The 12,981-nt window shown below is 66.7% G+C and carries 14 protein-coding genes, 1 tRNA gene and 1 other RNA gene; 9 read left to right on the top strand and 7 right to left on the bottom strand.

Translation table 11 applies throughout. The features are described from left to right. Positions 1-58 precede the first annotated feature (58 nt). Positions 59-419, bottom strand: a transfer-messenger RNA (tmRNA) gene (ssrA, locus tag B9N97_RS21705). Between the two features lie 119 nt (positions 420-538). Between ssrA and thyX the strand changes: the two genes are divergently transcribed. Next, entirely contained in the window at positions 539-1,480 is a 942-nt protein-coding gene (gene thyX / locus B9N97_RS21700) for an FAD-dependent thymidylate synthase (protein WP_085089800.1), read from the top strand. A gap of 15 nt (positions 1,481-1,495) precedes the next feature. After that, positions 1,496-3,391 (top strand): O-linked N-acetylglucosamine transferase, SPINDLY family protein, encoded by a 1,896-nt coding sequence (locus B9N97_RS21695; protein WP_085089799.1) that lies wholly within the window; start codon positions 1,496-1,498, stop codon positions 3,389-3,391. A 23-nt stretch (positions 3,392-3,414) separates the two neighbouring features. Here the strand turns inward: B9N97_RS21695 and ruvX are convergent, their stop codons facing one another. Then, on the bottom strand, positions 3,415-3,960 hold the full coding sequence (gene ruvX, locus B9N97_RS21690; RefSeq protein ID WP_085089798.1) for a Holliday junction resolvase RuvX: 546 nt from the start codon (positions 3,958-3,960) through the stop codon (positions 3,415-3,417). A gap of 76 nt (positions 3,961-4,036) precedes the next feature. On the opposite strand from ruvX, the gene B9N97_RS21685 reads away from it, so the two are divergent. From B9N97_RS21685 to gatA, 4 genes are all read left to right on the top strand, one after another. Next, complete coding sequence (locus tag B9N97_RS21685; RefSeq protein ID WP_085089797.1) at positions 4,037-4,579, top strand: GNAT family N-acetyltransferase; 543 nt, start codon at positions 4,037-4,039, stop codon at positions 4,577-4,579. A 114-nt stretch (positions 4,580-4,693) separates the two neighbouring features. Beyond that, positions 4,694-5,002 carry a hypothetical protein gene (locus B9N97_RS21680; RefSeq protein WP_244560831.1) on the top strand — a complete coding sequence of 103 codons (309 nt, stop codon included), beginning with the start codon at positions 4,694-4,696 and terminating at the stop codon, positions 5,000-5,002. Between the two features lie 88 nt (positions 5,003-5,090). Then, a complete protein-coding gene (gene gatC / locus B9N97_RS21675; RefSeq protein WP_014248134.1) occupies positions 5,091-5,378 on the top strand; it encodes an Asp-tRNA(Asn)/Glu-tRNA(Gln) amidotransferase subunit GatC in 288 nt (95 codons plus the stop codon). Further along, complete coding sequence (gatA, locus tag B9N97_RS21670) at positions 5,378-6,859, top strand: Asp-tRNA(Asn)/Glu-tRNA(Gln) amidotransferase subunit GatA (protein WP_085089796.1); 1,482 nt, start codon at positions 5,378-5,380, stop codon at positions 6,857-6,859. Before gatC ends, gatA begins: the two co-directional genes overlap by 1 nt. A gap of 97 nt (positions 6,860-6,956) precedes the next feature. On the opposite strand, the gene B9N97_RS35730 is transcribed toward gatA, so the two are convergent. Then, positions 6,957-7,133 carry a hypothetical protein gene (locus tag B9N97_RS35730; protein WP_167393342.1) on the bottom strand — a complete coding sequence of 59 codons (177 nt, stop codon included), beginning with the start codon at positions 7,131-7,133 and terminating at the stop codon, positions 6,957-6,959. Between the two features lie 76 nt (positions 7,134-7,209). Continuing rightward, a complete protein-coding gene (locus B9N97_RS21665) occupies positions 7,210-7,401 on the bottom strand; it encodes a hypothetical protein (RefSeq protein WP_085089795.1) in 192 nt (63 codons plus the stop codon). A gap of 178 nt (positions 7,402-7,579) precedes the next feature. Here B9N97_RS21665 and B9N97_RS21660 point away from each other — a divergent pair, with 178 nt between their 5' ends. After that, positions 7,580-7,834: a hypothetical protein gene (locus tag B9N97_RS21660; RefSeq protein WP_085089794.1), complete on the top strand. Its 255-nt coding sequence runs from the start codon at positions 7,580-7,582 to the stop codon at positions 7,832-7,834. Between the two features lie 7 nt (positions 7,835-7,841). Here the strand turns inward: B9N97_RS21660 and B9N97_RS21655 are convergent, their stop codons facing one another. From B9N97_RS21655 to B9N97_RS35725, 3 genes are all read right to left on the bottom strand, one after another. Next, complete coding sequence (locus B9N97_RS21655) at positions 7,842-8,504, bottom strand: hypothetical protein (protein ID WP_085089793.1); 663 nt, start codon at positions 8,502-8,504, stop codon at positions 7,842-7,844. Between the two features lie 276 nt (positions 8,505-8,780). Then, positions 8,781-10,190, bottom strand: a complete 1,410-nt coding sequence (gene glnA, locus B9N97_RS21650; protein ID WP_085089792.1) for a type I glutamate--ammonia ligase — start codon at positions 10,188-10,190, stop codon at positions 8,781-8,783. 304 nt (positions 10,191-10,494) lie between these two features. Then, positions 10,495-10,833 (bottom strand): P-II family nitrogen regulator, encoded by a 339-nt coding sequence (locus B9N97_RS35725; protein WP_012974531.1) that lies wholly within the window; start codon positions 10,831-10,833, stop codon positions 10,495-10,497. Positions 10,834-11,202: 369 nt separating this feature from the next. On the opposite strand from B9N97_RS35725, the gene B9N97_RS21640 reads away from it, so the two are divergent. Then, positions 11,203-11,278: transfer RNA gene (locus B9N97_RS21640), tRNA-His, on the top strand. A gap of 192 nt (positions 11,279-11,470) precedes the next feature. After that, positions 11,471-12,934, top strand: coding sequence for an NAD(P)H-hydrate dehydratase (locus B9N97_RS21635; protein ID WP_085089790.1), 1,464 nt, complete (start codon positions 11,471-11,473; stop codon positions 12,932-12,934). Positions 12,935-12,981: the final 47 nt, after the last annotated feature.

Genomic DNA, 12,981 nt, shown 5'->3' with positions numbered 1-12,981 from the left:
CGCGATCGGTCCGGCGTCCCGCCTTGGCCGAGAGCCGGCACGAAACGCTGGAAAGAGAAGTGTGGGCCTTCTGTTGCTAGGCGGCCCACGGCCCCACCCTTAGGCGCTAACCCTCGGGGATTAGGTTTAGGCTACCAGCCGCCGTTAGGCAGCGAGGCGAGCCTGAGCAACGTTGTCGTTGGCAACTATTGCAACGGCCCGATAACGGCGGAACCATGCCGAGCGAAAACCATGCCTTTACCACGCGTGTCGATCCTATTTCGCCCCCAACGACCCCGGTCAACGAGTCCGGTGTATGGTTGGTGGAGGCGCCGGGTACCGCCCCCGGGTCCACAACGCTTATTCCACAAGGCGTTTATCGCCATAGTCGGCGAACCGACGACGCGAATATAGGCACTTGCGCCCGGCAAGGGAAGGGGGTGTGTGCATGATCGCCGAATGCGTTGCGGTGACGCGGGCAGGTCAGGTGTCAGAATGCTGACTTGCACCCTTGTGTCGCACTGCTTAAGAGTCCGGCCGTTGCAGCCCCGGAGTCACCATGCCGATCACGCCCGAGCAGCGCGACGAAATCGATCGCCTGCGCGCCGTCACCGCCACCACCCGCCGCGCCACCGTGCCCGCGCTGGAAGAGATCCTCTATCAGCCGCTGGAGGTGCTGGACCACGGCTTCGTCCGCGTCATCGACTATATGGGCGACGATTCGGCGGTCGTGCAGGCGGCACGCGTGTCCTATGGCAAGGGCACCAAGAAGGTCAGCGAGGATTCCGGCCTCATCAAGTATCTGATGCGCCATCGCCACTCGACCCCGTTCGAGATGTGCGAGATCAAGTTCCATGTGAAGCTGCCGATCTTCGTCGCCCGCCAGTGGATTCGCCACCGCACCGCGAATGTGAACGAGTATTCGGCGCGCTACTCCATCCTCGACCGCGAGTTCTACGTGCCGGCGCCGGAACAGCTGGGTGCCCAGGCCGTGGTGAACCGCCAGGGCCGCGGCGACGTGCTGGAGGGCGAGGAGGCGGCCGACGTCATGCGGCTGCTGCGCGAGGATTCCGAACGCGCCTACAGCCATTATGAAGAGATGCTGAACCATCGTGAGGACGGCAGCGTCATCGACCCGACCCGTCAGGGTCTGGCGCGCGAACTGGCGCGCATGAACCTGTCGCTGAACTACTACACGCAGTGGTACTGGAAGGTCGATCTCCACAACCTTTTGCACTTCCTGTCGCTGCGCGCCGACAGCCATGCCCAATACGAAATCCGCGTCTATGCCGACGCCATGCTGGACGTGGTGAAGCGCTGGGTTCCGGCGGTCTTCGAGTCCTTCACCGAATACCGCATGGGCGGCGCCCACCTGTCGCGCACCGGGCTCGACGTGGTGAAGCGCCTGCTGGCCGGCGAGCCGGTGACGCAGGAGGCCAGCGGCCTGTCCAAGCGTGAATGGCGCGAACTGATGGACCAGCTGGGCCGCACCGAAGCGTAAGAAGGACCGAAGACGATGACGCCGGATCAGGCCGAAAGCACCTATCGCCAGGGCCTGATCGCCGCGCAGGCCGGCCGCTGGGCCGAGGCGCAGGATCTTCTCGCCCAGGCCATCACCGCTTGCCCCGGCGTCGCGGTCTGGTGGGCCAATTACGGGTTGGTGCTGGAAAGCCGGGGCGACGTTCCGGGCGCGGCGCAGGCCTATGCCGGGGCGCTGAACCTCGACGGCGGTCTCGCCATGGCGATGGACGGTCTGCTGGTGATGGCGGAGACGCTGGCCGGCGCCGGGCGCGCCGATCTGGCGGAGGGATGCTACCGCCGCGCCATCGCGCTCAACCCCGCCACGCTGGCCGCGCTGGTGAATGCCGGCAATCTGCTGCGGGCACAGGCCCGCCGGGCCGAGTCGGCGGCGCTGCACCGTCGCGCCGCACATATCGAACCAGACAGCTGGATCCCGCCTTACAACATCGGCAACGCACTGGCCGAGATGAACCGGCCGGGCAAGGCCGACCGCGCCTATCGCGCCGGGCTTTGCCTGGAGCCGTCGCGGGTGGAGCTGTGGGCCAACCGCGCCAGCCGGTCGCTCGCGCCCCAGGCCCGCATCGGCGAGGCCTTGGCCGCGCTCGATCGCGCCCTGCGGCTGGTGCCCGGCGCCGATTCGCTGCACAGCGCCCGGCTGTTCCTGATGCAATATGATCCGGCGCGGACGATGCCGCAGATCGCGCAGGCCCATGCCGATTGGGGCGCCCGCTACCCTGACCGGCCGGCCGCCACGGTGGCGGCTCCCTCGCCGCGGCTGCGCGTCGGCTACGTCTCCGCCGATTTCCGTGCCCATCCCGTCGGCACATTCCTTGAGCCGGTGCTGGCCGCCCACGACCGCGGTGCGGTCGAGGCGATCTGCTATTCCAACACCGCCAATCCCGACGCGGTGACGGCGCGGCTACGCGGTCTGGCCGACGGCTGGGTCGACAGCGCGGCGATGGACGACACGGCTCTGCTGGAGCGCATCCGCGCCGACGGCATCCATATCCTTGTCGATCTGGCCGGCCATACGCTGGGCAACCGGTTGGGCGTGTTCGCCCGGCGAGCGGCGCCGGTGCAGGTCACCTGGGCCGGCTATGTCGGCACCACCGGCCTGCCGGCGATGGATTACCTGATTTCCGACCCGCGGCAGAGCCCGGAGGGGGCCGACGGCTGGGCCATCGAGGGCATCGTCCGCATGCCCGACGCCTATGTGCCCTGGTCTCCGCCGGCCGCCGCACCCGCCGTGGCGCCGTTGCCGATGATCGCGCGCGGCGCCCCGACCTTCGGGTCGCTGAACGCCCTGCCCAAGCTGAACGCGCAGGTCGCCTCCTTGTGGACCCGCCTGCTGGCGGCGGTGCCCGGATCGCGGCTGCTTCTGCGCACGCCCGGCCTGGACGACCCCGACCTGCGGGCGCGGACGCTGGCGCTGTTCACGGCCGCCGGGGCCGACGAGTCCCGCATCGAACTGCGCGGTGCCGCGCCTCACGCCGAATTCCTGGCGACCTATGGCGAGATCGACGTCGCGCTCGACCCATTCCCCTATTCGGGTGGGCTGACGACGCTGGAGGCGCTGTGGATGGGCGTTCCGGTGGTGACCCTGGGCGGCGACCGCTTCTGCGCCCGCCATACAGTGACCCACCTGACCTCAGCCGGGCTTCCGGCGCTGGCGGTCGAAGGGGAGGAGGCCTACATCGCCATGGCCGCCGCGTTGGTGTCCGATCCGGACGGTCTGGCGAGCATCCGCAGCCGCCTGCGCGACCGGCTCGCGGCTTCACCGGCGCTGGACGGCGTGCGCTTCACCCGCGCGCTGGAGGCAGCCTTCGGCGCCATGTGGCAGCGCGCCGCGGCGGGGCAGGGGAGGGCATCCTTTGCCCTGAACTTCGACTGAAGGAACGACGGCGGGAACCCTCGTCAATCGCGGTCGTCGTAATCGTCGTCCCGCTCGTCCGCGTCGTCTTCCTCTTCCGCGGCGAGGCGGCGCTGGTTGGCCAGCATGTCGAGCGCGCCCTGAAGGATGTAGGCGGCGGCCATCTTGTCCACCACCTCGTCGCGGCGCTTGCGGGTCATGTCGGCCTCGCCGATCATGAAGCGCTCGACGGCCGAGGTGGACAGCCGCTCGTCCCAAAAGGCGATCTCGGCGTCCCAGCCCAGCAGGTCGGGTCGCTCCAGCAGGTTCTTGGCGAAGGCGCGCACCGACTCGGCGCGCGGCCCCTCCGTCCCGTCCATGTTCAGCGGCAGCCCGACCACCAGCCCGCCGATGCCGTAATCGCGGATGGTCTTGCCCAACTCGCGCGCGTCCTGGGTGAATTTGGTGCGCTTCAGCGTGCCGATGGGGGATGCGACGATCAGTCCCGGATCGGCGACCGCCAGCCCGACGGTCTTGGTGCCGACGTCAAGGCCAAGCAAACGTTGGTTTTTGCCCAGCCGGGCCGCGAGTTCGGAGAGGGTATGGATCATGGCCCGACCATAAGGCCGCAGCCTTGTCACTGCAAGATCGCTTGAGTTGTTGTAAAAGATACTTATTCTTCTAAGTATGAGCAGCGCACTCTCCCTTACCCCCCTGTCGCACCGGCCGCTCGCCGACGCCGACATCCCCACCATCTGCGGGTTCCCACGCACCGCAGAGGAGCTGTATTTCCTGTTCCCGCGCGCGGTCTGGCCGCTGACCCCGGATCAGGTCCGGGCGACGCTGGGGCTTCGCCGCGATCCGACCGTGGTCACATTGACCGAGGATGGGCGGGAGCGCGTGGTCGGCTATGCCAACTATGCCACCTTCGAGGATGGCCGCACCGCCAGCATCGGCAATGTCAGCGTCGACCCGACCCTGCGTCGCCGCGGCATTGCCGAATATCTGGTGCGGACGATGATCGACCGCGCCTTCGATCACCATCACCTTCCCGAACTGACGCTCTACTGCTTCAACACCAACACGCCGGGCCTCCTGCTCTATGCCAAGCTCGGCTTGACGCCGATCGCGCTGGAGACGCGGGTGACGCCCTGGGGCGAGCCGATCGCTCTGTTCAAACTGCGCATGGACCGCGCAAGCTGGCGCTCTGCGGCCCCCATAGCCGCCTGACCCGCCATATTTGTAATGATGCCGCCGCTGGCGAACCAGCGCGGCCGGCGTATAGTCGGAAGCCGGACCGATGAGCGATGGCCGACGGATTGGTCACGTCGAGGGAGCGGGCGGATGAGCGGAAATGCGAACCGGCGTGCGGTGCTGGCTGGGCTGATCGCCGGCGGTGCAGGGCTGTTTGGCTCCGGTGGGGCGAAGGCCATCACAGCGCAGTCCAGTTCGGATTACGGCGCCATGCTGGACGTCGCCTGCGGCGCCAGCGCCGACCATAAGCGTCAGATCGCCTCCGTAGAGAAAGCGCTGGGTGTGGTTCTGCCTGACGCGCGGGTGGTGGAGGCGTTGCAACGCACCCAATGCCCGTCCTGCGGATGCCCGTTGGCGCTGGCCGCCGGCCTCCCCAAAGGCGATGCCGGCGCCTTCTGAGTGAAGGAATGGCCGCAATCGTTGCGGTGCGCGTGCGCGGGTGATAGCTTCGCGGCCGATTTCCAATGTTTTGGAAGAGAGTAGAGGCATGTCGCTCGACAAGGCCACGGTGGCCAAGATCGCGCATCTGGCCCGCATCAAGGTGCCGGACGAGGAACTGGAATCCCTGGCCGGGGAACTGAGCCAGATTCTGACCTTCGTGGAACAGCTCAACGAGGTCGACACGAAGGACGTGCCGCCGATGACCAGCGTGGCTGCGCAAAAGCTGCGCCGCCGCAAGGACGAGGTCACCGACGGCGGTTACGCCGCGCAGGTCCTGTCGAACGGTCCGGAAACGGCCGAAGGCTTCTATGTCGTGCCCAAGGTGGTCGAGTGATGACGGCGCTCACGCATCTGACGATGGCCGAGGCCCTGGACGGCCTCGCCAAGAAGGACTTCACCGCGGTCGAGTTGACCGAGGCGCATGTGCGCGCGGTCGAGGCCGTGCGCCCCTTCAACATCTTCATCACCGAGACCCCCGACGCCGCCCTGTCGATGGCCAAGGCCAGCGACGAGCGCCGCGCGCAGGGCTCGGCCGGTCCGATGGACGGCCTGCCCATCGCGGTGAAGGACCTGTTCTGCACCAAGGGCGTGTCGACCACCGCCGGCAGCCATATCCTGGACGGCTTCAAGCCGGAGTATGAGTCCACGGTCACCTCCCAGCTGTGGCGCGACGGCGCCGTCATGCTGGGCAAGGTGAACCTGGACGAATTCGCCATGGGCTCCGCCACCATCACCGCCCATCAGGGCGAGACGGTCAGCCCGTGGAGCCCCGGCGCGCCGGGTGCCTGGGAAAAGAAGATCGTTGCCGGCGGCTCTTCGGGCGGTTCGGCCGCGGTCATCGCCGCGCGTGCGGCGCTGGGCGCCACCGGCACCGACACCGGCGGCTCGATCCGCCAGCCGGCCGGCTACACCGGCACCGTGGGCATCAAGCCGACCTACGGCCGCTGCTCGCGCTGGGGCATCGTCGCCTACGCCTCCTCGCTGGACCAGGCCGGGCCGATGACCCGCACGGTCGAGGATGCGGCGATCATGCTGCGCTCCATGTGCGGCTTCGATCCGAAGGACTCCACCTCGGTCGACATGCCGGTGCCGGATTTCCGCGCCGCGCTGACCGGCGACATCCGCGGCCTGCGCGTCGGCATTCCCAAGGAATACCGGGTGGAGGGCCTGTCGGCCGAGATCGCCGCGCTGTGGGACCAGGGCATCGCCTGGCTGAAGGAGGCCGGCGCCGAGCCGGTCGAGGTCAGCCTGCCGCACACCAAATACGCGCTGGCCGCCTACTACATCATCGCCCCGGCCGAGGCGTCGTCCAACCTCGCGCGCTATGACGGCGTGCGTTACGGCCTGCGGGTCGAGGGCGGCAACCTCAAGGAAATGTACGAGAACACCCGCGGCGCCGGCTTCGGCAAGGAAGTGCAGCGCCGCATCCTGATCGGCACCTATGTGCTGTCGGCCGGCTATTACGACGCCTACTACAACAAGGCCCGTCAGGTGCGCACGCGCATCAAGTGGGACTTCGACGAAGCGTTCAAGAGCTGCGATGTCATCCTGACGCCGACCGCCCCCAGCACGCCGTTTGCCATCGGCGAGAAGATGGACGATCCGGTGCAGATGTACCTGAACGACGTCTTCACCGTTCCGATCAACCTCGCCGGCCTGCCGGCCATGTCGGTCCCGGCCGGCCTGGGCGCCGACGGCCTGCCGCTCGGCCTGCAGCTGATCGGCCGTCCGTTCGATGAGGAGACGCTGCTGCGCGTCGGCCAGGTCGTCGAAAAGGCCGCCAACTTCACCGCGCTTCCGCCCTTCGTGGCGTGACACCGGCAGCATGACAGCGAAAGGGCCGGCTCGTGTGAGCCGGCCCTTTTCGTTTGTGCCCTATTCTTTGGGGTTGGCGTCGACCGACGCCTTGCTGTCACGCCCCGCCGATCCCCTGCACATAGGTCTCGCCGGTCTTCGGATCGATGTTCTCGCCCGTCCCCGGCGTCCCCGGGGGCGCTTCGTCCTTGTCGCTCATCGGCTCGACCGCCGGCTTCACCGGAATCGGCTTGGTGGCGGGACGATCGTTCTGCTGCGTCTTCTCTTCGGCCATGGCGCCATTCTCCCTCTGTTGGCTCGGTTCATCCCCACCAACAGGCTGTCCGCCGCTTCGTCACCCTCCGCCCCCACTATTCGGCGGCCTCCAGCGCCACCCGTGCCAACTCCAGCAACTTCTTGTCCACCTCGGCCGCATCATAACCGGGGTTGTCGGCCAGGGAGTCGCGCAGGCGCATGGTGATGAACTCACCGGTGTGGTGCTTCTCGTAAAGGCGGACGTCGCCCAGTGCCTTGGCGACGCGGTGCAGCCTATCGCGATCCATCTTGCCCTCCCGTCTTGGTCACCCAACTTGATCACTGCTGTGGCAACAGTCGGGCCGCCGCATCATTCCTGTGCGTTGAGTTCCTCTTGCGCCGTACTGCGCATGGATGCCGGAACAGGACGCGGCTCTCCGGCGTCCCTGTTCATGGCGGCAATCACTGGCGATTGGGGGCGAAGGCATGGACCCGGGACACGATCAACGGCGCGAACTGCTCACCCGCGTCCGCCATGTCGTCGAGCATTACGAGCGCCACAGCACCGCCGGCCCAGCCATCATGCGCGGCGTGCGCTACGACCTTGCGGTGCGGGCGACCGACCTGAACGGCGACGGCTGCCTGTTCCCGGCCTGCAATTGCGCGAAGGCCGATTGCGCCGAGCGGACGGCATGCGCTCCGCCGGACATCGGTGTATGGAACGGCTCCGATCCCGGGTAAGGCTGGATCAGGCCAGACCGATCACGCCCCAACTCAGCTTGTAGTGGCCATTGCGATCATAGGGCCAGTCGATTTCATGGCGACGGTAGAATTCTTCCATCTCATGAGGGTTGGGGATGTAGCGGGCTTTGCCGCATTTGAACACGGCAAAACGGTCGTCCGCCTTTACGCCCCGATTATCGGGGTGGTCCCAATCATCCTGACAGCCATGCTGAAATCGGCTGACCATCTGGGCGTTTATGGCCGTCAGCAGTGCCGTTGCCTGCTTGGACATCTGAGATGCTTTGTTGGGGTTGGCGCCCGTCACTGGGATGCGGCTGCACGCACCATTTTCCCCGACACTGCAAATCGACATGAGGTCATAGTCGGAGACATACATCCGCCCTTGGTCATCAATGGCAATCCCTGTGCTGTCGTTTGATTTCACCTTCTTTTTGCTGGCGCCATAAGACTTGGGCGGCATCGTCCCGTGCCAAGACAAGGCCGCATGCGGAGGGCAGCGCACGATGATCAGCAGTCTGGACAGCAGGGTGAAGTGCCGCAATGCATGGACATCGGAAGGATCGATGCCCGATAGCTTCGAAAAGGAAATGTCCCCCTGACTGGCGCCTTGCTTCAGCGCCTTGACTGCTTGTGCGCCGGCCAGCCTTTCCCCGATCGTCCACCCCATCGCAATTCCCTCCGGTCAGCCACCATAGAGCACGCGCCTCCTCCCATACTGCCGAATTAGGAAGACTAGGCTGAATGGGGAAGCGTCAAAAGAGAGTAGGCGGATAACCCGAGCCTGGAAATTGTAAAAGCCAGGCAGCATTGCCGCAGGGGTGACGGCAGCCAAACGAAAGAAGGCTCCCCAAGTCGCCTTGGGGAGCCATTTTCGCAGTTACACCGGACCGGTACACCCTCCGTTTCCGAAGTGATGAAAGACCCGGTGTTTTCGAGGACCAAATCAGACCGAGTAGTACATCTTGTACTCGATCGGGTGCGGCATGGTCTCGAAGGCCATCATCTCTTCCGTGCGGAGGTCGATGTAGCCGTCGATCATGTCCTGCGAGAAGACGTCGCCCTTGCGCAGGAACTCGTTGTCCTCGCGCAGGGAGTTCAGGGCTTCGCGCAGCGAGCCGCAGACGGTCGGGACCTTCGCCAGCTCTTCCGGCGGCAGGTCGTACAGGTTCTTGTCCATCGCGTCGCCAGGATGGATCTTGTTCTGGATGCCGTCCAGGCCGGCCATCAGCATGGCGGCGAAGGCCAGGTACGGGTTGGCCGACGGATCCGGGAAGCGGACCTCGACGCGCTTGCCCTTCGGCGAGGCGACGTACGGGATGCGGCAGGACGCCGAACGGTTGCGGGCCGAGTAGGCCAGCAGCACCGGGGCCTCATAGCCCGGGACCAGACGCTTGTAGCTGTTGGTCGACGGGTTGGTGAAGGCGTTCAGCGCCTTGGCGTGCTTGATGATGCCGCCGATGTAGTACAGAGCCAGTTCCGACAGGTCGGCATACTGGTTGCCGGCGAACAGCGGCTGGCCGTCCTTCCAGATCGACTGGTGGCAGTGCATGCCCGAACCGTTGTCGCCGAAGACCGGCTTCGGCATGAAGGTCGCGGTCTTGCCATAGGCGTGGGCGACGTTATGCACCACGTACTTGTAGTACTGCATGTTGTCGCCGGTGCGGACCAGCGTGTCGAACTTGATGCCCAGCTCGTGCTGGGCGGCGGCCACCTCGTGGTGGTGCTTCTCGACCGGAACGCCCATCTCGGCCAGGACGCTCAGCATCTCGGCGCGCAGGTCGTTGCAGCTGTCGATCGGGGCGACCGGGAAATAGCCGCCCTTGGTGCCCGGGCGGTGACCCAGGTTGCCGTCCTCATACTCTTTGCCCGAGGAGTAGGAGCCTTCGTCCGAGGCGAACTCGTAGGACACCTTGTTCATGTCGACGGAGTACTTGACGTCGTCGAACACGAAGAACTCGGCTTCCGGACCGAAGAAGACGGTGTCGCCGATGCCGGCCGAAGCGGTGTACTTCTCGGCGGCCTTGGCGATGCCGCGCGGGCAGCGGGCATAGGCGCCGCCGGTGCCCGGATCATAGACGTCGCAGAGGATGTTCAGCGTCGGCTGGGCGGCGAACGGATCCATGACGGCCGTCGTCGGGTCCAGCTTCAGGATCATGTCCGACTCTTCGATGCCCTTCCAGCCGGCGATCGAGGAACCGTCGAACATGATGCCGTCTTCGAACACGTCCTCGTCGATGGTCGAGACGTGCTGGGCCGTGTGGTGCAGCTTGCCGCGCGGGTCGGTGAAGCGCAGGTCCACGTACTTGACGTCGTGTTCCTTGATCAGGTCGAAGACCTTGCTGATGTCGGACATGTCTCTTTTTCCACGCTTTAAGAGGGTTGGATCCCGCTGCGTCAAGCCGCTGCCCGGGCCCCTGCGGGGGCTTGGCGGCGGAGGGCGGCGCTCGCGGCGGACGTTATCTCACGCCTTTCTTCCCCGCACAACGCGCCAACCCAAAAAGTCGCACGTTCGCCATAGGCGGCCATCGGCCGTTCGGCAAGGTGCGCGGCCGGGGCCGGCATGAGGTGATGGGGAAAGCGGCGCATGTTGGCGGATGCTGGTCGGGAGGATGCCGGTTTGAAGGAAGGAGCCGGTGGACGATGCTATCCGGGCGCGATCAGATCGCGTCGGCGCCCTTCTCCCCGGTGCGGATGCGAACCACCTCCTCCACGGGCGTGACGAAGATCTTGCCGTCGCCGATGCGGCCGGTATGGGCGGCCTGCTGGATCGCCTCGATCGCCCGCTCCACCAGGGAATCCTCCATCACCACCTCGATCTTCACCTTCGGCAGGAAGTCCACGACGTATTCCGCGCCGCGGTAAAGCTCCGTGTGGCCCTTCTGGCGGCCGAAGCCCTTGGCTTCGGTGACGGTGATCCCCTTGATCCCGACTTCGTGAAGGGCTTCCTTCACCTCGTCGAGCTTGAACGGCTTGATGATGGCTTCGATCTTCTTCATGGGTCTCTCGTGTACGAGGTGCCAACGCCGGCAGGCACCGTCCACGGCACTGCCGACAGCGACGACGATAAGCATGGAGCGTGCCACATTCGGCCGATCCGATCCGGCGGCATCGACGCTGGTCACAAGACGGTCGGGTGCCGTCCAATGGGGCAGGGGGCTGCCGAAGGATTCGGCGGAGTGAACAATATTTGTGCAGGTGGTGCAAGCGCTCCGCGCTGTCGGGTGCAGGACGGTTGCTGCGGCCCGGCGGCTGAGGCGGCCTTGAGGAGCCGAAATAGGTTTTTTCATTTTTCGTGAAAAAGGTGCTTGACCGGAAAGCCGAGCTGGAGGATAACGCGGCTCCCGACGGCGGAAACGCTGACGGCGGCGGTGGTAGCTCAGTTGGTAGAGCCCTCGGTTGTGGTCCGAGTGGTCGTGGGTTCGAGTCCCATCCATCGCCCCATCTTCTCTTTTCTTTCCCCTGGAAATCCGTTCTTCTTATCGTCCGCACGGCTGGTTGGCCGTTTCGCGGGCGTTTATGCTTGTCTGCATCGTGCTTTCCGGGCAAAGACGCAGCCCACGGGTAGAGTGGGGGCGTGCAAGTTCGCTCTTGAAGGTTCGCCCGCAACGGAAGGCAGCGTCGGGGGAGTGGGGGATGGATGAGCTTCTGTCCGTCGCGGAGATGTATCGGGCCGACCAGCTGGCCATCGCCGCCGGGGTGCCCGGCCCGGCCCTGATGGAGGCCGCCGGCGCCGCCGTGGTCCGCGCCGTGTGCGAGCGCTGGGCGCCTCATCCGACCGCCGTTCTCTGCGGCCCCGGCAACAATGGCGGCGATGGATTCGTCATCGCCCGGCTTCTGCTGGAGGCCGGCTGGCCGGTGCGGCTGGCGCTGCTCGGCACGCGCTCGGCCCTGACCGGCGATGCCGCTGTGGCGGCGGAGCGCTGGCCCGGCCCGATCGAGGCGGCCGATCCCTACATCCTCAAGGGCAACCCCCTGGTCATCGACGCGCTGTTCGGCGCCGGCCTGTCCCGGCCGCTCGACGGCCTCGCCCGCGCGATCGTCGAGGCGATGGAGGGCCGCACCGTCGTTGCCGTCGATGTGCCGAGCGGCCTTCACGGCGACAGCGGCCGGGTGCTTGGTGCCGCTCCGCAAGCGGCGCTGACCGTCACCTTCTTCCGCCGCAAGCCTGGCCATGTGCTGCTGCCCGGCCGCACCCTGTGCGGCGAGGTGGTGGTCGCCGACATCGGCATTCCGGAGCGGGTGCTGGACAGCATCGCCCCGCAGACCGCGGTGAACGAGCCGTCGTTGTGGCATCATCGCTTTCCCTGGCCGGCGCTGGACGGCCACAAATATGCGCGCGGCCATGCCGTGGTGCTGGGCGGCGCACGGATGACCGGTGCCGCCCGGCTGGCCTCGGTCGCGGCCCTGCGTGCCGGTGCCGGACTGGTCACCATCGCCTGCCCGCAGGAAGCCTTCCCCATCTATGCCGCCGGTTGCGCCAGCGTCATCGTCGATCCGCTGGAGGATGCCGATACTTTCGCCCGGCTGTTGCAGGACCCGCGCAAGAACGCGGTGCTGATCGGTCCGGGGGCGGGCAGGGGCGGGCAGACCCGCGCCGCGGTGATGGCCGCGCTGGATGCCCGGCGGGCCTGTGTTCTGGATGCCGACGCGCTGACCAGCTTCGCCGAGTCGGCCGACGAACTGCTCGACCGGCTCGACCAGCGCTGCGTCCTCACCCCGCATGAAGGGGAGTTTGCCCGGCTGTTCGGCGATTCGGTCGGCATGGACGGCGACAAGCTGTCGCGGGTGCGGGCCGCCGCGGCTCGGTCGGGCGCGGTCGTCGTGCTGAAGGGTGCGGATACGGTGGTCGCCGCCCCCGACGGCCGCGCCGTGGTCAACGTCAACGCGCCGCCCGACCTGGCGACCGCCGGCACTGGCGACGTGCTGGCCGGCATCGTTCTGGGACTGCTGGCGCAGGGAATGGACGGGTTCGAGGCCGCCTGCACCGCCGTCTGGCTGCATGGCGAAGCCGGACGCGCGCTCGGTCCCGGCCTGATCTCCGACGATCTGGCGGGGGCGCTGCCCGGCGTGCTGAAGGCGCTGAAGGCTCAGGGCTGAGGCCTGCCTAGAGCGGCGTCAGCGGTACCCCTGACGACTGCGTCCGC

The organism is Azospirillum oryzae (assembly GCF_900177515.1).
GTDB lineage: Bacteria > Pseudomonadota > Alphaproteobacteria > Azospirillales > Azospirillaceae > Azospirillum > Azospirillum oryzae_A.
This window is presented reverse-complemented; position numbering and strand designations above follow the sequence as displayed.